Here is a 17,762-nt window from a genome sequence, read left to right as displayed (position 1 = left end):
GTTCGTCTGAAACACCGTCCTCGCGAACTGGTGGATCAACGAGTCGGTGCTTCAACCCCACGAGGGTTCGTCTGAAACAAGCACGTCGCTTTCGTCAACCCAGTCGGGCACCGGGCTTCAACCCCACGAGGGTTCGTCTGAAACTGGGGTGCTTTCCGGGGTGCTTGGGGTGCTTTCGGCTTCAACCCCACGAGGGTTCGTCTGAAACTCTCAAAACTGACGAGGGCTGAGTATGTCCGAGATGAAGCTTCAACCCCACGAGGGTTCGTCTGAAACAGGGGCTCGGCATTCCAGAGTGTCCCGCGTGTGAGCTTCAACCCCACGAGGGTTCGTCTGAAACCAGTCTGTTCGGGTTGTGACTCGGCGGCTTAAGGAGGCTTCAACCCCACGAGGGTTCGTCTGAAACGCGTATGACCGACAAACAGTCCGAATCAGTGACTGGGCTTCAACCCCACGAGGGTTCGTCTGAAACACGCTTACAACGTCTACCCGATCTACGACTGGACGGTCGCTTCAACCCCACGAGGGTTCGTCTGAAACGAGCTACTCAACGCGGACTGGCATCGAATACATCGCTTCAACCCCACGAGGGTTCGTCTGAAACGCCCTACTACGCCCATCTGATTTTAAACCGTGGCATGGCTTCAACCCCACGAGGGTTCGTCTGAAACGGGCCCTCGATCTCGTTTCCACAGCTCGGGCAGTGGCTTCAACCCCACGAGGGTTCGTCTGAAACACCCTTCGAGCGAGGAGACCGGGGAGGACGGTGGTCGCTTCAACCCCACGAGGGTTCGTCTGAAACGCCGTCCTTGACGGCGACCAGCATCCGCCGGGCGCTTCAACCCCACGAGGGTTCGTCTGAAACAGGGGACGCGCTACTGCGGGCGGTCGTCATGTAAGGCTTCAACCCCACGAGGGTTCGTCTGAAACTCGTCCTGCGCCTGACCTCCACCAGACGGTGTGCTTCAACCCCACGAGGGTTCGTCTGAAACCCTGTTTGACCCACTTGATGTGTTCGACCGGCTCTTGGCTTCAACCCCACGAGGGTTCGTCTGAAACGACGTTGAGGCCGGGGACGAGCTCGAGGTTGAATACGAGCTTCAACCCCACGAGGGTTCGTCTGAAACTCTCACCATCACCCATATCACCATCTCCCAACGCTCGCTTCAACCCCACGAGGGTTCGTCTGAAACTTGCGTGTTCCATATCTGGCAGTGAGACCCACGCTTCAACCCCACGAGGGTTCGTCTGAAACACGACCTCGAGCCGAACTTCGACGCTTTCGAGGGTGCTTCAACCCCACGAGGGTTCGTCTGAAACCGGCATGCCTCGCGGCCCGATCCCGACGCCACCCGAGCTTCAACCCCACGAGGGTTCGTCTGAAACGATACCTGTTCATCGACGTCGTCGCTCCTGTCGAAGCTTCAACCCCACGAGGGTTCGTCTGAAACACTCGAACTCGTCGAACACACGCGTACACGACAAGCTTCAACCCCACGAGGGTTCGTCTGAAACCATGCCGGAAATCCGGCGTTGAGTCTACGTATACGCCGCTGACACAAATTGATTTCCGTCGACCTCCAATAGTCTGTCTTCCCCTAGAGGTCGATGGAAACAAGCTGCCACTGAACGTCGATGTAGTACAAGTACGGCCCACGACACAGCAGGGAGTCTGTCCGAATTACCGGCTGACGACGTCGTATCGAATATCGACTGCTCGAACGGCCAGATCGAAGTCATTATGGCACCACAGAAGGAGTACCACTTCACGCTCGGTTTTGGAACGTTCAGCGACCTCCTCGTCCGAGCCACTGACTGACTCATCAAGGAATTGGACGAAGAACAGTGATGCCTCTACCCGGCTCCCCGGCACAGTGTTCTCGAGAGGACAGACCGCGAAAAGAGAGAAGAGAGGAGGGGTAGGGGTTAGACGCGTTCTTCGCTCCGGGAGATCCGGTCGCGGATCTCGCTGACGGCCTCGTCCGGGGTCTGGCCCGGACCGAGCGTGATCCGCGTCTGCGAGGAGTCGGTGTCGACGTCACGGACCTGCCATGGGCCGTCGCCAGGCAGCTGCGGGATGTCGATCGCGTCGATCACCGACCACCCGATCTCGTCGTGCGGCACCGTGATCTCGGCGTCGACAATCGACTCGCCAGTCTCCTCAACGAGGTAGAGCGCGACCTGATCGCACATCTGCCGACTCGCAAGCCCGGGGATGTCCTCGATCACCGTCCGCGCATCACCGTCCCGGACATCACCCTGGACGAACTCGCCGCGGGGCTTGACGTCCGCGTCGATCCGAACCGTCTGCCCGTCGTCAAGACCGCCGTCCTCGAGCGCCTTGATGCGTGGCTGGCCGTTCTCGGTCGAGTACCGGATCGCGTAGTCCTCGCCCCGCGAGTACTCGTCGTCCTCACTGGGGTCGTAGACTGTCTCCTTGCGCTCGACCAACCTGGAGTCGGGGAACGGCAGGTCAACCCACTCCTCGAGTTCGACCTCGACCGACTGGCGGGTCACTCGAGCAGCGCCGCCGTAGACGATCGCGCGCTCGACGACGTCTTCGGTCTGCTTGTCGATCTCGTAGCTGGCGAGGTCGGGGTCGGCGTCGCTCGACCGCTGCTCGAGTTGCGTCCAGTGCACGACGAGGTCACCGCTGTCGTCGGCGCGGATCTCGAACGCGAAGTTGCCGATGTCCGCGACCTCCTGGAGGACGTCCATCAGCCGGTTGTCGAACGACCGATTCGTCAGAACTGGAGTACTGTCGAGCACGCCGCGGAGTTCGAGCGTGTCGAGCGCGAGTGGCTCGTAGCCGTACCGTGGCGTCTCATCCCGCGGCTCGGAGTCCGACCGTGCGCCCACTGAGACGCGGCCGCGAGCACTCGTCGACAACTCTCCGTACTCGAGACTGTGCTCGGACATGTCTTCGACTTCGTCGAAGTCGTCGGTGCCGTCGATGCCGAGGCCGAGCAGCGGCGCGGGCTGGTCGTCGTCCATCGAGACCTCGAGCGAGACCTCGGTCAGCGACAGCGGCGTCGTGATCGGCTCGAGGTCGATCGGGATTGTCCCGATCTCGTGTGGCCGGTCGAGATGCCCGCCGGGCTCGTGAACCTCGCCGCTGAAGTCGTCAACGTCGTGGAACCGCCGATCGTAAATCACGGTCCCGTCAATCCGATAGTCCCCGTCCGGCTCGGTCCGATAGTAAAATGGGGATGCGCCGCCGTCCAGGTCCGGCGGGTCTTCTACGGCAGACCCGGTCACATCAAACCATGTCGGAGAGTTACTGCTGCCTGTTGACAACTCGGAGATGAGATTGACCCCGTTTAACTCAAATCGAACGTTTGTAGTCTCATCGTGAATCCCGGTGCGGGCCGCCCACCCAACGTGTTCACTCGGGATTGTGTACTCGAGAGATGTCGATTCTCCTGCATTGACTTCAGCGGCCGAGCCAGTGACATACGCGTCGTCGGGGTGGTCTCCAGTGAGATTAACCCAGTACGCCGTCTGTAATGGCACGATTCGGCCGTCCTCGTCGATGGCTATCGGATACGTGTCGTCCTCAACCGCCTTTTGGACGGCATCCTCGAGGGCTTGCTCGAGTTCCACGTCGCTGTCCGCAGCCTGCAGGACGGTCTCTTCCGCGTCGACCCGCGGCTCGTCCACCTCGATCTCGTAGTCAGTATAGGTCTTGAGGATGCGCTCGACGACTTCGTGGGTCGGCTCGACGTCGACATCCTCGACGATCCGCTGCTCGAGCTGGATGCCGCCCTTGCCTTCGAGTTCGGTCTGCTTCTGTCCGCTGCCTTCCTCGAGTCGGCGATGCTCAAGTCGCTCGATCGGCTGCTGGTCGCCGGAGTGCCAGACCCGCATCTCGGCATCGTTCAGCGCGTCAGAATGCCACGAGTCGCCGTAGGGTACCGTGATCTCCGCCCGCGGGTAGCCGTTGATCGTCGGATTACGGCTAACGTCGAGCGCCTGGGGAGTGATCGGCGTCGACCGCGCTGGGTGGTCGACCTCCACGTGCGGGCCTCTGGGCGGGGCGGGATGCTGGTTTAGGCCGGCATCGTCGGTCTCGACTGACAGCCAGTCCGACTCGTCGGTCGATCCGCTCTCGAGGACTGCAACGACTTGGTAGCGATAGGTTCGGTCGGGCTGGACGGTGTCGTCCTCGAAGGCGTCTACGTCGCTGTCGAGTGTCGCGATCGTCTCCTGGCTACTCCACTCGCTCCCCCACTGGCGCTGGCGGACAACGTCCTGGCTGGTAGCGTCCTCGTGGGGCGTCCATTCAAGCGATACGCTCGTCTCACTGATTGCTGTGGCTTCCAAGTTCATCGCATTGTGTCAGATGTTCAAGATAGTGTTTTCGAAGCGCCGGATGAGTGACCGCGACACAGAGTCAATCAAAAGGATATACCCCACTTATCCGCAAGCCTATCGTGTTCTGATTGCCGTGTATCCGAGTCCAATTTTTCGTCATAGATTATGATCTCTGAAATAAACCCTTCCCAACTTCTATCCGTCCTTCCTTCTTCACCGCCTACAAATAATGTATCTGCGTCGGTTGAGCCACCATCAAAAGATGCGGTTGTGTCATTGCAAATATGTTCCGTTGAAGATGAGTCGCCCGTGAACACTCCAACGTACTGTTGTACTGCGTCACCGAGCGGTATGGTGTTGACACCTTCACCAAGCAACTCCACTTCCTGTTCATTATCGATACCGTCATTAATGCGGATTTGCATATCTGACCTATCAGGGTCATTGACTATATTCAGGTCGTCGTCTCCTCGTGTGCCCGTACACTCCGCAACAACTGCAATACTATACGGGTCGTTAATCTCAACATTTCCCGTCGAATGTGTTAATATATTTTGTTTGAATTCAACTGATGGATTTGAATTTACCCCGTCTTCTTTGTAAGTCGGACTGCCCGTATCAATATCATCCAAATCAACGTTTCCAATTTCATCGGGCCAATTATCAACTTCATCATCGTCATCAAAATCTAACTTCAAAGAATCATAGTGATGGATTGCGCTGTCGGGTATCGCAGACCACAGTGTCGTGCCATCCCCTTTCCTAACACTTCCGATAGGCGTCCCATCACCGAGCCGAGTCCCTCCGGTCGGAGTCCCGTCTCCAAACCTACCCATGATTAATCCTCCTTCTCGAAAATGATGTCCTCGTCATCCGCACCTGGCGGGTCGGACGCTCCCTCTTCGACGACGTAAATCGACCGGCCCTCACTGTCACCATCACCGAGAACAGTGTCGTCGTGATCCTCGCTACCGTGCTCACCGTCGATCTGCCCGTACGAGTAATCACCGCTCTCGGCACTAATTGACCCGGTTCGACCGAAAACGTCATCAACAGGCGGGCGTGGCGTCTTCAAACGCTGCCAGTTATCTTCGTCCCCGGGATCGTCCGATGTGAGGATGTACGCTTCGCCGTGATCGTCCTCATCCTTAACGATCGCGACATCCCCCTGCCGAGCGTCATCCCACTCCAGCACGGCGTCGAAGTCGTCGAACACCTCGACATCCGTGATCGCGAGCGACGGAATCTGCCCCTCACGGATCAGAGCGTCACCGTCGAGTTCCGCGACACCATCCTCAGCGCCTTTCTCGGCGAGGTCGATTTTTGCGTCGTCGAGGTCGTCGATCTCTGTCTTCCGAGCGACATCGACGTTATCACTCGGCTCCCGGTCGACACGGACTGCATCGTCGGTCTCAAGGTCGGCCTTGAGTTCGATCACGTCCGAGAGCGTGATCTCCGCGCCGTCTTCGGGATTCCGCCAGACGGCGTTCCCATCGCTGTCTTCGTCCAGTTCGATCGCTCCGATGTAGATGATCGGCTTCTCGCTGTTATCAGTCATGATTTCGTGAGTTCTGTTGGTTGCTCGCCTATGCTACCGTCGGACGCCGCTCCGTGACACGAGCGTCTTACTGGCGTTCGCGTCCACGATCGACGACGACGCGATCGGCTCCAGCCACGTCTCGAGTCCTGTCGGGATCGGACCCTGCTCGCCGTCGGGAACCTCCCAGAGGACGTCCTCGTGGCCGGCCTGCAGGATCGCGTTCAGCGCGAACAGGTCGAGGTCCCCGCTGGTCGTGTTGATGAACGTGACCTGAGCGACGTCCCGGACCATCCCGATCTCCGTCACGTCGACGTCCAGGACTCCCCAACTCGAGCCGGGGAGTTCGACTTCCACCCAGTCTTCGTTGTCGGCGTCCCAGCGTTCGGCCGCCAGATAACCGGGGTCAGCCGTCAGCCGAAGCTCGCCCTGGACGTCCAGATGCGAGTCGCTGTCCCCGACGAGCCGCGTGTAGTGCTCGGTCTCGCCGGACTCGACCGTGTGGCTGCCGCCATCCGAGAGGTCAAGGACGTCCGTCTCCTCCTCGAGGTAGAGCCGGATCAGACCGTTGTCCAGAACGACCGTACCGTCGAAGTCGTGTTCTGTGCTGTGGACGGTCTGCCACTGTCGCGGGAGGCGACGATCGCCGTCCATGAACTTCTTGTCGTGCCTTCGGGTGTCGTAGACACGGACACCGGCCTGGATTTCGTCAGCGTGGTCGACATCGTAGACGAGCATCGGAACTGGATCTTCGTCGAATGGCGGTGGATCGTACCACGACGCGTCGGAGAGGCCGTAGACGTCGACGTCGATTGTCGGCGTAGGCCGGGTTTCGATCGAGCCGGCTAGCTCACGCTCACCGGTCTTGGGGTTGCGCCACTGCGCCTTACTGGCCGATGCCGGCACGCCGATCGGGACGGTGTCGAGGTCGTTTCCGAACTCGTGCTCGATCTGTCTTGGGTTGCCTTCGATCGCGCGGAAGTGCGTCGATCGGGTGCCGACGAACGTTAACGAGAGCGACCACGACCAGACGTCGCGCCGGTTCGCATGCAGCGGCTCGATGTCTGCCCGTTCGATCTCGTAGTAGCCCGCGTTCGAGTACGACTCCTCGCGGCGAAACAGCGGAAGTTTCGCGAGGCTTGAGTCAGCGAGTTCGTCGAGCTCAGTGGCGAGCATGGACGAGATGTCCTCGCCCCAGCGGTATTCGCCCTCGAGGGAGAGGTCTGCGGCCTCGGATGCAACCGACTCAACGACAGCACTGTCTTCGTTGAGAACTCCGGCTTTGGCGAGTTGCTGTCCGAGCCGATCGCGCTCGTCAGTCTGTGCGGCTTCCGGAAGGCTGGCGTTGTAGAGGTATTTCATGCGTTAAAAGTCGGAAATGAGTTCGCCGAGTTCCTCGAGCGCGTTCTCTGCGGCTCCGACGACGTCGACGTCGGGGAAGAGCGCCACGCGCTTGACCTGGAGTGACCCCTCCATCGACGACGTTGAGTCACCGCCTTCCCAGCTGGGGCTGGCTTCGGGGATCGTGACGTACATCGGCTGATCGAAGACGCCGGCTTCAGCGGCATGCGTGCCGTCGGTCCACTGTCCCCAGTAGAGTCGTGCCTGGCCGCTGCTGTCGATCCGTGCCTGGCTCAGGTAGTGCTCAAGGATTTGCTTCTGAGCGAGCGGTGGGCAGCCAGTCGCGTCGTATAGCGTGATGTCGTCGGGATCGTCCGGGTTGCTCGAACCGTCTCCCCACTGGTTGTTTCCGTAGCCGGTCTCGAACGATAGTGAATGGACTTGGTCGCCAGCACCACCGTCCGCATGGTAGCCTTCACGGCGGTCGAAGTCTGTACTCTCGATGATGCCGTCATCGATCAGATTTGACCCGATGTCGTAGGCTTCGCGGATGTACTGTCCGCGGTCACCAATCAGGTAGCTACGGTTGATTTCAGCGTTGTCCGAAATTTCTTTCGTGAGCTCGAACACGCCGGTCGTATCGTCCAGATCGATCTCGAGTACGGCTTTGTCACTGAGTCCAGGTGGCATGTGTGGGGAAATGGTTTAGTTAACTGACTGTCCACTTCGGTGTACCAAGGCGGCTCCCGGCCATCCGGAGCAGCCACAAGAATCTCACGGAAGCGGCGGAGATGTCGCCAATCGTTGTTGCTCCGCGCTGAGTTTACCCCTCGACAGATCAGAATCTCCCTGCCGGAATGACTGAGACTTTACTCCGACGCCGCCACATCGCTGGAGTTCACTGCCCGTGACGTAGCAAATAAGATGATGACGATGAGGGCCGCCAAGAGGACGAACATAATCCAGTGACCATCGAGCTGGAACCAGACCCACACCGCCGCGATGGGGACAGTGAGTAAAGAGACGATATAGAGTATCGTCCACCGCGCGAGTTCCTCAATCGGATCCGCGACTGAACGACCCATGCAAGATGTTTCTGTACGAAGATTTAAAATTCTACCCGCTGAGGGCGTTCTCCAGATCATCAATCTGACCTTCGAGATCGTCGCGGACGTCTTCGACCTCGTCCTCAACAGCGGCAACTACCCGGTCCACCATTCGGTCCAAGTCATTGACGTCGACGGGGGCGGTCACGTCGACGTTTATCTCTGCTTGCCGGCCGTCAGTAGAGTCCGTCTGTGGCTCCGGCTCGGACCCACCATTATCGTTTCCTCCGACGTGACCGACCCCGGGAAGAATCATGCCGTCTTCGGCGACGTCGACATCTGAGATTAGCTCTGCGCCTTCTGCTATTAGCCCTTCACGGAGGCCGGTTCCCGGGATGTCGCGGTGGATTCCCTCGACGAGACCGGTTGCTGGCTCACGTGCACCACCTTCGCTGCCGTCACCGCCCACTCTACCAATAGATACAGTGATCTCTGGAACGTCCTCAACTTCCAGCGGACCAGCGTCCTCCACCTCGAGCGGGTCGGTGTCTTCGACTGGTAGTTCATCAGGGGCGTCGACCGGGATTGACTCCGGCGCGTCCACGTCGATCGAACTCGGCGCATTGACATCAAGCGGACTAGGATCGTCGACCTCAATGCCGTCCTCGGGCTCGTCCAGCGGGAACCCATCTTCCGGTTTGTCGAGCGGCAGGCCGCCCTCAGGAACCTCGAGTGGAAAGCCGCCCTCAGGGACGTCAACGTCGAGCCCTTCCTCGCTGATCGCATCTCCGACAGCAGTCCCAACTGCCGAGCCGACAGCAGCCCCGATACCGCTCGAGAGGCCGCCAGCGAGACCTCCCGCGCCACCAAGGAGGTCTCCGAGAAGCCCTGCTGCTCCGCCACCGCCATCACCGCCGAAGTCAGCGCTCTCGAGAATCTCGAGGATATCCTCGAGATCGTCTGTTCGCTGGCGTGCCCAGCGGTGTTCGCGGCGGTTTCGGCGTCGCTGCCTGTTGTCGACGCCACCGGGCTGGCCGCCGTCGGTTGAGGCTTGCGCCCTGGACGACCGATCCGCTGACCCAGCGTCCACATCGATCGTGATCGGCGTCTCGCCCAGCTCCCGCTCGATCTGCTGGCGAGCCGAACGAAGCGCCTGCTGCTCGACGACGATGTCGAGAGCCGCTTCAGTACTAAACTCACTCATAGTGCGTTATGGAGTAACGCCAGAATTTCGAGGTCGTACTTCGCGTACTCACGGGCCTCGCGTGGATCGTGGCCGTTGAGCATGGCGATTCCAACGAGGGCGTCCAGCCTCATTTGGCGGTCTGCTGGCGTCGTTTCTCCGCGTACAACCGCCAGAAGCTGTTTCCCTTTCCCTCTCCGACCGACGTCAGTTCATCCACCTTCGCATCAGCCCACTCAAGGTAGTCCGGTGGCAGCTGGGAGACAACCGCAACGCGCTCGTCGATACTCGCCGAACTCCAGTCGTCGAGTACGTCGCAGTAGGGCGCGTCGACGGTACCAGCAGCGACGTAGTAGTTGCGGCGCGCCTTCTCGCCGCCATCTGCGGATCGGAGCCGATCGATCGCCTCGGCTTCTTCGCCACCCGACAGGCCGGCGATCGTGACGCCGTCGACGTCGTCGTTCCACTCGGGCTGGCTGTCGTCCTCGTGTGCTTCGTCCGCCCACTGGATTGCGTTCTCGTACGTGTCCAGCGAGTTACCGGTCCGGATGAGATCGTCCCAGGCCGGGTTCTCCTGGGAGATCTGCATCATGCTGTCGGTGATCTCCTCTTTCTGCTCACGGATCTGCTCGAGTTCCTCCTCGAAGGCGAAGTGCTCCGTCTGCCGGGGCATGTTAGACCGCCTCCACGTGCGAGACGTGCCAGTTGATATCCTCACCTAAATCCGTATCAGCCTGCACGAGGTCATTCCAGGCGTAGTTGTCCGGCTTGACCTCGAGGTCGTACGCGATCGGATCCGAACCATCGTCGCGGTCGAACTCGAGCGTTGCGTCGATCTCATCCAGCATCGTCGCTGGTGTCGAACCGCCGTAGGCGATATCGCGGCGATCGCTCTCCGTGAACGTGGCGTTCGTCGAAAGGTCTGGTTCGACAGCGCCAGGCACGGCGTCGACGGGATGGAAGCCGGCACCGCGTCGGAACCGTGCGAGGTTCGAGATTGTTAGGCCCGCCGACTGCAGATAGGTCTCGACGGCCGCATCATCGATCTCGAGACTGGTGCTGTGGGACGCGAACACGTCCGACTTGGCCGGTCGTTCGACATCCGTCGGGTCGAACTCGTTGGCCTCATCGCTGTCTCCACCGACCTCGTCGCCGTACAGCATCGTCAGCGTCACGCGGACGTTCTGATCCTGCTGGTACTGGATCTGGACCTGCGTCACGACCGTTCCGAGCGTGATCCGTTCAACGGTACCCTCGATCAGATCGACACCGAAATGCCAGCGAGCAGACGGCCGCAACCCCTTCTCTATCAGGCCATCCTCGAAGACGAGATCGTGCCAGTTGTCGTCGGTCAGGACGAACGACACCGATGCTGCGCCTTCGAGGTTCTGCGCGAGCGACGTCAACGGGATCGGATCATCCGGCCGTCGGACACGCTCGAGCTGACGCTGCAGATCAAGCTCTTCGACCTGTGGATCGATCCCTGGTTCGACGAACGTCGGCTCTCCGTCTTCTTCCTTGAGGCCGCCCATGAACTCGTCCTCCATCGCAAACGCGACAGGGAGAGCCGAGCCAGCGCCAGTCATTCAGGGTCACCGTCCGACTCGAGTTCGACACCGATCTTGAGGTAGGCGGTGCTGACAGTCCCGCCGAGGCGGTCTTCGAGTTCGTCCGCAAACTCGCCCTCGAGGTCAATTTTGAATGTTGCCTCTGGCGGGAGTGTTTCGTCGTAGGTGTCGTCGGTGTCGACGTCCACACCGGCAGTGTAGACGTTGACGTCAGTCTCGATCATGTCCTCGAGGTGTGCTTCGAGGTCCTCCTGGAGGTCCTCGACCGATGCCGCTGTCGCTTCGATTGTATGGGTGAAGTCAGTCATGTGTCTCGTGGTACTCTCGTAGCCGCCGCTCTTCGCGGCGAGCAGTCCACCCGAGGATGTCCTCGATCGGCAGCCGGACAGTACTCGGGTCCGATCCCGGCATATCGGCGCGACCGACGACCTCTCCGTACTCGAGGTCGACATCCTCGAGGGACAGTTCTATAGAAAGAGCGTACGTGTCTGGCATGGCTATGGAAGTTCCTCGTAGCCTCGGAGCGCGATGTCGATCTCGTAGTGGTAGAAGTCGCGGTACGCTGCTGATAGCGACGCTTCGTTCGTGAACACGTGGTCGTGGTACGCGGTATATGGTGTGCCTGTGTCCGGGTAGGACCGAGACTCGAGCAGTGTTCGGCGTACGCGCCGCGTCAAGACGTCGAAGGGGACTCCGTTCTCGCCGGCTGGATCGACGTGGCCGTAGTTACCCCCGCGTGTTGTCAGGCCCTCGATCCGCAGCGAGACGACCGCCTCGAGGCGGTGATCGTACTCGGTCCCGACTGGCGTTGGGTCGCGATCGGCGAGACGGGCACCGATGAAGACACCACGCTCGAGATCTTCTTTTCGTTTGTGTAGCGGCTCGGTCATGTCGTTCGGGTCCGAGCCATCGTAGACCTCGCTGTCAGTCCGGTTGACCCGGATCACGTTCACCGGGTCGCCGCTCTCGAGGCTGTAGTCCTCGGCGACACTCTCGACGACGTCGCCCAGCTGGTCAAGCACCCAGTTGACTTCCGAACTCATGATAGCGACCTCCGGAGCCAGTTCATCGCATCACGGACTGCCCGCGATTCGGAGATGCCACCCGTGACGGAGCCCCAGTTGATCTCTTCCGCAACGACGTACTCGGGCGCACCTGGTGGACGGGTTCCCTCCGGTGGCGAGGCCCACTCGAAGGCAAGTACGGGATTTCCGCTTTTGGTGTGCGGATCGACGCCGAACTCGAAGAGTGCGGACAGCCCCGGCCACTCGAGCCGGAGCGTGACGCTGTCGCGATCACGTTCGACGATCGGGCCGTCGACGTCCCCCCATACGAAGTCGATATCGTACCCGTGGCGGCTGGCGTACGACTGCCAGTTTTCGCGGGCGACCCGCTCGAGTTCGGGGCCGAGTTCCTCCTGGAGCGTCTGTTCGACGTCATCCAGGACGGCCTCGCGAAGGTCGTCCTCGAAGTTGGGGAGATTCATCACTCGAACCCTCGCTCCCAGTCTGGTGTTCGTCGCTTGCCTTTCGACACGTGCTGAGCGTCGAAGATCGGACCATCTTCGCGGAATCGGGTGGGAACGTATCCATCCTCGTAGTCCTCGGTTCGGTTACGGCGCGGGTCCTCGTCGGGCGTCTCCGAAGTCTGCTCGAGTAAGCGCTCCATCTTTTCGTTGGCAAACCCCTCAAACGGTATATGAGATTCCGCTGTTCGATGTCTTGGATCCTTGTCGGGCGTCTCCGCAACTCGAGCACGACCGCATCGTCTCGCCGACTGCGACCGGGCCTGGCCGACCACGTAGCCGGCACTGAACGAGACGACCATCCCGAAGAGAGCAATCCCGAACATCATCCGAGCGACTCGTCGTACTCCTCGAGGAGCCGGTTGGCTTCGCTCCGCATGTCTTCGGCCTTCGTTTCGACGTTGTAGACCGTCGCGTTCGACGGAATCTCGATCGTCGCCTCCTCCGCGAAAGTGGCTCCCGCCCGGAGTGCAACCGCTCGGCGGACGTTGCGCGGTATCTCGTCGCGGCCGTGATCGAAGTCGACGTAGACCGCGTTCGACAGCGACGCGATGTCATCATCCATCGCATGGACGTCGAGATACAGCTCCGAGACGCCCTGGTTGTTGACTCGGACCCAGTACTCGTCTCCCCGGTTGAGCTTCCCGACGCCGCCGTCGTACTGCTCGGTCCAGTCCTCGAACTCGCCGTCGCCGTTGACGACGTAGAGTTCGTTCACCGCCTGCACACTGCGGCGGTTCAGTCTGATCCGGGTGTATGCCGGGGCAGACTTGTCGTGGAGCTCTCCAAACGCGAGTCGGATCTCGCGCTTCGGTCGGCGATCATGCTTGCGGCGACGGTCGTAGTTGGGGCCCGACTCGAGCAGTGCGTCGCTGTTCTTCCGCGTCCGCTTCCGCCGGCGTTCGCTGGCCCCGTGGACGAGGCCGCCACTCGTCGGGATGTCGTGTTCGTCGTCCCTGGTCTTGGGCTCGGTCGGGATCTCGATCGCGTCAGCCTCTTCGATCCCGTCTGGCTCGTACCAGTACCAGTTGAACCGACGCTCGAGCGGTTCGGTCTCGGCGGCGATCGCGTCGACGGCGAGTTGCTCGTCCTGACTGATGTCGCCAGGCAAGTTCGATTTACGCAGCGCTCGGCGGACGTCCTCAAGCGTACAAAAACCAGTGGGAGCCATAGTGGGTTACTCCTCGATCTCGTTGCGACGCGACTCGATTGCGTCGTGGACGCCGCTTCGGTCGTCTCCTTCGCGTTCGGCGTCGGCGAGGACGTCCAGTTGGTCGTCGTACTCGCCGGCCTCGAGGCCCTCCTTGATCTCCGGGATCGTGTGCTCGTCGACGTAGTCCGCGAGACGATCGTGTTCAGTCGCCTCGGGATCGACATCACCCTCGGTGGGCTCTTCGTCACCGGCGTCGACGATCGCGAAGTCGCCGCGCTCGGTGACGAGGTGGTCGGCTAGCTCGTCACTGACGTCGGCGCGATCGCCGCGCTCGAAGAGGCAGCTGAGCGGGCGGATGTAGACGACGTTGCCGCGAACCTTCTCAACTGTTGGCATCTCAGATCACCTCAGGCATCCGGCGTGAACTCGAGAGTGCCGAAGTCCGTGCCGTCGTAGGCGCGGAACTCGCCGTCGGTTATGTTGAACCAGATGGCGGGGCCCTCGAGGACACTCTCATCTGGGTCCTCGTCGAGAACGCGAAGGATGCGATACTCCTCGAACGCCCGTCGAGTGCGTGCGTTAGTGGTGGGCATCAGCGCTCACCTCACGCGGCCTCGAGCGGGTCGGCGATGTTCTTGACGAGGACGCCAGCCTGCATTTCTTTGAGCTGATAGTCGAACTGGCCTTCGAGCCAGTTGCGGGAATGGAGTCGCTCCTCCTGAATCTTGTCGGACGAGGTGAGCTGGTCCATCTCCATCTCCTCGAATAGGCCGAAGGCGAGGTTTTCGGGGTTGGTCAGCATTGCGTAGCTGTTCGGCCAGCCGTTGATGCCGACGACCGTGTAGTCGAACGGCGTGACGTCGTCGTCGCCCTGCAGGACTGCGACGCCGGCCATGTCCTCACGCTCGGTCAGGTCGAAGTGGTACTGCTGGACCTGGTCGGGCGACGTGAGCCACACGACCTCGTCGGGATCGCGGTAGCGCGCATCCAGGGTCTGGATGCCGTCGTTGAACATCTTCGTGTCGATCGGGTCACCCGCCATATCCACCTCGGGCATCGAGTCAGCGTCTGCAGTGTCCGTGTCCTCGAGGCCGATACGGGTGCTGTCACCCTGGTCATCGACACTCTGCGTGTCGCCCTCGGCGCGGGCGATCCACCCCGTGAACGTGTCGTCGAGGTGGGCGACGTCCTTGCCGACGTAGCTGTCAAGGTTGCCGTCGGAGGCGCTCGCCCGCAGGCCGATCAGGCCGACATCGTTGCCCCACCGCTCGACGAACTGATCGATGATGTAGTTGCCGAACTCCTCGGGCCCGTAGTGGGTGTTCTTCAGCGCGTCCCGCTTCGGTTCGACGAGGATGTAGTACGAGCGGTCGGTGACGTTGAACTTCACCGAGCCGGACTCGGCGTCGGAGCCGTTCGTTCGGCTCTCCTCCTCGCCGCGGGTGTCGCCCGAGAGGACGGGGACGCCCAGCTTGGGCACCTCCATCTCGAGGCGCGGGAGCGTCATCGTGTCGGCCATCTCCAGGATGGGGATGCCCTCCTGGGATCGCTCGAGGAACTCCTCAGTGACTTCGACCGGAAGCTGGAACCCGCTCAGTTCGTCGACGCCGATATCCTTCTGGTGGGAGAGCGCCGCCACCTGGTTCTGCTGTCGAGCCGCCTGAATTGCGTTGGAATTTGCACTCATGTAGATATCACCGTGTTAGGAGAGGGACTTGGCCAGGCTGTCGAGCCCGCTGTCGCTCTCTGCGTCCTTGTCCGCGTCCGTGTTACCCTCGAGTTGGGTGCTGACGCCGCTCTGCTGGTTCATCAGGTCGAGCCGCTGCTCGACTTCGTCGACGCGATCGGCCTTCTCCTGGAGAGTCTTGATCGCGTCCTCGAGGCCGACGCCGGCGTCTTCGTCAACGCCGAGGGCTGCTTTGACCTGCGACTCGGGCACCTCGTAGGTCTCGCCGTCGATCTCGATCTCGGCAGTCTTTGGCTGTGGGCCCGCGATCGTCTCGGTAATGTCCGAGACCGCCTGCGTCAGTTCGGAGATCTGTTCCTGCTGCTGTTCGACGAGGTCTTTGAGATCCTCGTCACCGGGATTGTCACTCATAGTTGTGTCGTCGTCCGGCGTATCGCCGCCGGCGGCGTGATTGTCTCCACTCTCCGACTCAGCCCAGCTCGCGCTGTGAGCGTCACTGATGATATCGACTGTTGCCTCGCCGACGGGGACGAACTCGCCAGTCTCCGAGTGCTGGTAGCCTTCGACGCCATCGACGACCGCGAGTTCCCAGAACCCTTCCTCGTCGTCATCGTCGTCACCGGTCTCCCACGGGCCAGCCTCGTGTTCTGAGAGGTCGAAGTCCCAGTCTTCACGATCAGTGAACCGGTCGATGCCGTGCTCGACGCCGGCGTCTTCGAGAACGTCCACCGAGGCGTCGATCGTCGCGAACAGGCGGTTACGGTTCGCTCTCGAGAGGGTCCGTCCCTCCTTGACAGCTGCCGCGGCCGTCTTGACGCTTCGAGGCACCGACGTCGGTGGCTCGTCCGAATCCGTACTCGAAGGGGCCGACCGAGTCGCCGACGAGTCGTCTGCCGCGTCCGGTGACTCAGTGCCCGCGTCGGAGCCGGTGACGGCGTTGAATGCTGCCTTGCCGACCCGCTCGAAGAACGATATCTTACCGGGTTCGCTCGAGCCTTCGACCTGGGCGGCCTCGCTCAGGACATCCCACATCCGCTCGGCTTCTTCTTCGGAGTGGCCGCGCTGCTGAGCCTCCTCGAGGAAGCCTTCAGGATCGCCCAGGTAGTCGCCGAGCCGCTTCTCGGTGTGGGCTTTCGTCTCGAGGATCTGGGCATCCGGGACTGCCGGGATGTCGACTGCCGAGACCTCGCGGATGATGCCGCTGACCAGTTCCCAGACGAGGGCATCGTCGCCGATCTCGTCCGGGACGGTGAGGTCGTCGACTTCGTCCTGTTCGAACGGGCCGTTCCAGCCGACGTCGATCGCGCCGATCGAGTAGCCGGCGATGATCTCGTCGACGATCAGCTGCCAGAGGTCGGCGTGGTTAATCCGCCACTCTTGAACCCAGGCCCCCGCGGGTGCCTCCGTGCCGCCGATCTCCTCGGCCTCATCGAGGACCTCGTTGCGCTCGAGGTCCATCCACTCGTCCGGGAAGACGGCGTGCATGATGCCGCCGCCAGCCTCGCCGGCGTCGACGAACGTCTCGAACTGGTCGGCGAACTCCCGGATGGTGTCTTCGTGGACGAAGTCGTACTGCCTGTCGACTGCGTCGGGCACCATCACGATCCCGGTGGCGATCTGCTCGTCGTCGTTCTTCGAGACGAACTCGACGTCTTTGCGGAACTGCTCGCCGCCAGCCTTCGTTACCGGTGGCATGGATCAGCCCTCCACGCTCTCGAGAGTGAACGGCACGCCGGCAGGGACGAACGTCACGTAGAGTTCGTCCCCTCCCGAGGCGGCGATCTTCGTGCCGTCACTCGAGGTGGTGATCGAGACCTCTGCCGGATCAGCGTCGAAGCTGTCGAACTCCTTTCCGTGGTCTCGATAGAGTGTCAGTTCATACGTGACCATACGTCAGTCCTCCTGGTCGTCGTTGTCGTCGGCGTCCGCGTCGGCGTCCTGCAGTTTCCGGGCTCGACCGGTGTTCAGGACGCCACGCTTCTCGCCGCGCTCTTTGTCGCTATTCGTAGTCATGTGAGAATCCGTGCGTTCCCGGTCGACCCTCGCTCGCACGGGGAGTCGGGCGCTCCCGTGCTAACGGTCATCGGCGATCGTCGCTACACCAGCGCGACCAGTACGGCCACGGCGACGATCGACAGAAGGTGAGCGGTTTGATCCCACCGAATGTGGAAATCGAAGGCGTCGATCGTGCCGTGGACCGCCACCACGTACGCCGAAGCGCCTGCGATCACCAACCCGCTCGACGTCGCCAGCGGGAGGAACAGCAACACCGCGAAGCCGTGTACGTACGCATGGAGCGCGAGTGCCTTCCGATCGGAGTGTTTGTTCGCCGCCATCCAGTCAGTCTGCAGCGGGTAGTCCGCGACGAAATGCGCTAGTAGCAGCGCACCGAGAGTCTCGAGCGCCAT

The 17,762-nt window shown here is 61.3% G+C and carries 21 protein-coding genes and 1 CRISPR repeat array (1 of these 22 cut by a window edge); all 21 genes read right to left on the bottom strand.

Annotated features, from left to right (window positions below):
* Positions 1 to 1,515: a CRISPR direct-repeat array (repeat unit 30 nt; unit sequence GCTTCAACCCCACGAGGGTTCGTCTGAAAC) (it extends 6,514 nt beyond the left edge of the window).
* 411 nt (positions 1,516 to 1,926) lie between these two features.
* Positions 1,927 to 4,323 carry a fibronectin type III domain-containing protein gene (locus NATGR_RS16775; RefSeq protein ID WP_139222400.1) on the bottom strand — a complete coding sequence of 799 codons (2,397 nt, stop codon included), beginning with the start codon at positions 4,321 to 4,323 and terminating at the stop codon, positions 1,927 to 1,929.
* Positions 4,324 to 4,397: 74 nt separating this feature from the next.
* The gene (locus NATGR_RS19695; RefSeq protein WP_015233835.1) at positions 4,398 to 5,150 is read right to left on the bottom strand and encodes a hypothetical protein; all 753 of its coding nucleotides are present in this window, start codon (positions 5,148 to 5,150) and stop codon (positions 4,398 to 4,400) included.
* Between the two features lie 2 nt (positions 5,151 to 5,152).
* Positions 5,153 to 5,872 carry a hypothetical protein gene (locus tag NATGR_RS16765; protein WP_005576697.1) on the bottom strand — a complete coding sequence of 240 codons (720 nt, stop codon included), beginning with the start codon at positions 5,870 to 5,872 and terminating at the stop codon, positions 5,153 to 5,155.
* Between the two features lie 33 nt (positions 5,873 to 5,905).
* Positions 5,906 to 7,213 carry a hypothetical protein gene (locus NATGR_RS16760; RefSeq protein ID WP_005576699.1) on the bottom strand — a complete coding sequence of 436 codons (1,308 nt, stop codon included), beginning with the start codon at positions 7,211 to 7,213 and terminating at the stop codon, positions 5,906 to 5,908.
* A 3-nt stretch (positions 7,214 to 7,216) separates the two neighbouring features.
* Complete coding sequence (locus NATGR_RS16755) at positions 7,217 to 7,882, bottom strand: hypothetical protein (RefSeq protein WP_005576701.1); 666 nt, start codon at positions 7,880 to 7,882, stop codon at positions 7,217 to 7,219.
* Between the two features lie 179 nt (positions 7,883 to 8,061).
* Positions 8,062 to 8,277 carry a hypothetical protein gene (locus NATGR_RS16750; protein ID WP_005576703.1) on the bottom strand — a complete coding sequence of 72 codons (216 nt, stop codon included), beginning with the start codon at positions 8,275 to 8,277 and terminating at the stop codon, positions 8,062 to 8,064.
* A 31-nt stretch (positions 8,278 to 8,308) separates the two neighbouring features.
* Positions 8,309 to 9,442: a hypothetical protein gene (locus NATGR_RS16745; protein WP_005576705.1), complete on the bottom strand. Its 1,134-nt coding sequence runs from the start codon at positions 9,440 to 9,442 to the stop codon at positions 8,309 to 8,311.
* Positions 9,443 to 9,551: 109 nt separating this feature from the next.
* On the bottom strand, positions 9,552 to 10,094 hold the full coding sequence (locus NATGR_RS16740) for a hypothetical protein (RefSeq protein WP_005576706.1): 543 nt from the start codon (positions 10,092 to 10,094) through the stop codon (positions 9,552 to 9,554).
* A 1-nt stretch (position 10,095) separates the two neighbouring features.
* A complete protein-coding gene (locus tag NATGR_RS16735; protein ID WP_005576708.1) occupies positions 10,096 to 11,007 on the bottom strand; it encodes a phage tail tube protein in 912 nt (303 codons plus the stop codon).
* Positions 11,004 to 11,297 (bottom strand): hypothetical protein, encoded by a 294-nt coding sequence (locus tag NATGR_RS16730; RefSeq protein ID WP_005576710.1) that lies wholly within the window; start codon positions 11,295 to 11,297, stop codon positions 11,004 to 11,006. The genes NATGR_RS16735 and NATGR_RS16730 overlap by 4 nt, the downstream gene beginning before the upstream one ends.
* A complete protein-coding gene (locus NATGR_RS16725; protein WP_005576712.1) occupies positions 11,290 to 11,484 on the bottom strand; it encodes a hypothetical protein in 195 nt (64 codons plus the stop codon). The genes NATGR_RS16730 and NATGR_RS16725 overlap by 8 nt, the downstream gene beginning before the upstream one ends.
* A 2-nt stretch (positions 11,485 to 11,486) precedes the next feature.
* The gene (locus tag NATGR_RS16720; RefSeq protein WP_005576716.1) at positions 11,487 to 12,032 is read right to left on the bottom strand and encodes a hypothetical protein; all 546 of its coding nucleotides are present in this window, start codon (positions 12,030 to 12,032) and stop codon (positions 11,487 to 11,489) included.
* Complete coding sequence (locus tag NATGR_RS16715; RefSeq protein WP_005576718.1) at positions 12,029 to 12,475, bottom strand: hypothetical protein; 447 nt, start codon at positions 12,473 to 12,475, stop codon at positions 12,029 to 12,031. Before NATGR_RS16715 ends, NATGR_RS16720 begins: the two co-directional genes overlap by 4 nt.
* Positions 12,475 to 12,657, bottom strand: coding sequence for a hypothetical protein (locus NATGR_RS20330; RefSeq protein WP_231990796.1), 183 nt, complete (start codon positions 12,655 to 12,657; stop codon positions 12,475 to 12,477). The genes NATGR_RS16715 and NATGR_RS20330 overlap by 1 nt, the downstream gene beginning before the upstream one ends.
* Positions 12,658 to 12,839: 182 nt before the next feature.
* Complete coding sequence (locus NATGR_RS16705; protein WP_015233833.1) at positions 12,840 to 13,685, bottom strand: hypothetical protein; 846 nt, start codon at positions 13,683 to 13,685, stop codon at positions 12,840 to 12,842.
* A gap of 6 nt (positions 13,686 to 13,691) precedes the next feature.
* A complete protein-coding gene (locus tag NATGR_RS16700; protein ID WP_005576724.1) occupies positions 13,692 to 14,063 on the bottom strand; it encodes a hypothetical protein in 372 nt (123 codons plus the stop codon).
* Between the two features lie 11 nt (positions 14,064 to 14,074).
* Entirely contained in the window at positions 14,075 to 14,260 is a 186-nt protein-coding gene (locus tag NATGR_RS16695) for a hypothetical protein (protein ID WP_005576727.1), read from the bottom strand.
* Between the two features lie 11 nt (positions 14,261 to 14,271).
* Positions 14,272 to 15,354, bottom strand: coding sequence for a hypothetical protein (locus tag NATGR_RS16690; protein WP_015233832.1), 1,083 nt, complete (start codon positions 15,352 to 15,354; stop codon positions 14,272 to 14,274).
* A gap of 15 nt (positions 15,355 to 15,369) precedes the next feature.
* Positions 15,370 to 17,049 carry an XkdF-like putative serine protease domain-containing protein gene (locus tag NATGR_RS16685; protein WP_005576731.1) on the bottom strand — a complete coding sequence of 560 codons (1,680 nt, stop codon included), beginning with the start codon at positions 17,047 to 17,049 and terminating at the stop codon, positions 15,370 to 15,372.
* A gap of 3 nt (positions 17,050 to 17,052) precedes the next feature.
* Positions 17,053 to 17,244, bottom strand: coding sequence for a hypothetical protein (locus NATGR_RS16680; RefSeq protein ID WP_005576732.1), 192 nt, complete (start codon positions 17,242 to 17,244; stop codon positions 17,053 to 17,055).
* Between the two features lie 206 nt (positions 17,245 to 17,450).
* Complete coding sequence (locus NATGR_RS16675) at positions 17,451 to 17,762, bottom strand: DUF3307 domain-containing protein (RefSeq protein WP_005576734.1); 312 nt, start codon at positions 17,760 to 17,762, stop codon at positions 17,451 to 17,453.

It is taken from the genome of Natronobacterium gregoryi SP2 (assembly GCF_000230715.2).
GTDB classification, from domain to species: domain Archaea; phylum Halobacteriota; class Halobacteria; order Halobacteriales; family Natrialbaceae; genus Natronobacterium; species Natronobacterium gregoryi.
This window is presented reverse-complemented; position numbering and strand designations above follow the sequence as displayed.

What these genes read in the sequence shown, in the direction of transcription:
- NATGR_RS16705 (WP_015233833.1), bottom strand. Translation starts at nt 13,685, where the DNA reads ATGGCTCCCACTGGTTTTTGTACGCTTGAGGACGTCCGCCGAGCGCTG.
- NATGR_RS16685 (WP_005576731.1), bottom strand. Translation starts at nt 17,049, where the DNA reads ATGCCACCGGTAACGAAGGCTGGCGGCGAGCAGTTCCGCAAAGACGTC.
- NATGR_RS16675 (WP_005576734.1), bottom strand. Translation starts at nt 17,762, where the DNA reads ATGGCGCTCGAGACTCTCGGTGCGCTGCTACTAGCGCATTTCGTCGCG.
- NATGR_RS16725 (WP_005576712.1), bottom strand. Translation starts at nt 11,484, where the DNA reads ATGCCAGACACGTACGCTCTTTCTATAGAACTGTCCCTCGAGGATGTC.
- NATGR_RS16730 (WP_005576710.1), bottom strand. Translation starts at nt 11,297, where the DNA reads ATGACTGACTTCACCCATACAATCGAAGCGACAGCGGCATCGGTCGAG.
- NATGR_RS16740 (WP_005576706.1), bottom strand. Translation starts at nt 10,094, where the DNA reads ATGCCCCGGCAGACGGAGCACTTCGCCTTCGAGGAGGAACTCGAGCAG.
- NATGR_RS16690 (WP_015233832.1), bottom strand. Translation starts at nt 15,354, where the DNA reads ATGAGTGCAAATTCCAACGCAATTCAGGCGGCTCGACAGCAGAACCAG.
- NATGR_RS16745 (WP_005576705.1), bottom strand. Translation starts at nt 9,442, where the DNA reads ATGAGTGAGTTTAGTACTGAAGCGGCTCTCGACATCGTCGTCGAGCAG.
- NATGR_RS16695 (WP_005576727.1), bottom strand. Translation starts at nt 14,260, where the DNA reads ATGCCCACCACTAACGCACGCACTCGACGGGCGTTCGAGGAGTATCGC.
- NATGR_RS16715 (WP_005576718.1), bottom strand. Translation starts at nt 12,475, where the DNA reads ATGAATCTCCCCAACTTCGAGGACGACCTTCGCGAGGCCGTCCTGGAT.
- NATGR_RS16760 (WP_005576699.1), bottom strand. Translation starts at nt 7,213, where the DNA reads ATGAAATACCTCTACAACGCCAGCCTTCCGGAAGCCGCACAGACTGAC.
- NATGR_RS16720 (WP_005576716.1), bottom strand. Translation starts at nt 12,032, where the DNA reads ATGAGTTCGGAAGTCAACTGGGTGCTTGACCAGCTGGGCGACGTCGTC.
- NATGR_RS16735 (WP_005576708.1), bottom strand. Translation starts at nt 11,007, where the DNA reads ATGACTGGCGCTGGCTCGGCTCTCCCTGTCGCGTTTGCGATGGAGGAC.
- NATGR_RS16765 (WP_005576697.1), bottom strand. Translation starts at nt 5,872, where the DNA reads ATGACTGATAACAGCGAGAAGCCGATCATCTACATCGGAGCGATCGAA.
- NATGR_RS16700 (WP_005576724.1), bottom strand. Translation starts at nt 14,063, where the DNA reads ATGCCAACAGTTGAGAAGGTTCGCGGCAACGTCGTCTACATCCGCCCG.
- NATGR_RS16755 (WP_005576701.1), bottom strand. Translation starts at nt 7,882, where the DNA reads ATGCCACCTGGACTCAGTGACAAAGCCGTACTCGAGATCGATCTGGAC.
- NATGR_RS16680 (WP_005576732.1), bottom strand. Translation starts at nt 17,244, where the DNA reads ATGGTCACGTATGAACTGACACTCTATCGAGACCACGGAAAGGAGTTC.
- NATGR_RS19695 (WP_015233835.1), bottom strand. Translation starts at nt 5,150, where the DNA reads ATGGGTAGGTTTGGAGACGGGACTCCGACCGGAGGGACTCGGCTCGGT.
- NATGR_RS20330 (WP_231990796.1), bottom strand. Translation starts at nt 12,657, where the DNA reads ATGGAGCGCTTACTCGAGCAGACTTCGGAGACGCCCGACGAGGACCCG.
- NATGR_RS16750 (WP_005576703.1), bottom strand. Translation starts at nt 8,277, where the DNA reads ATGGGTCGTTCAGTCGCGGATCCGATTGAGGAACTCGCGCGGTGGACG.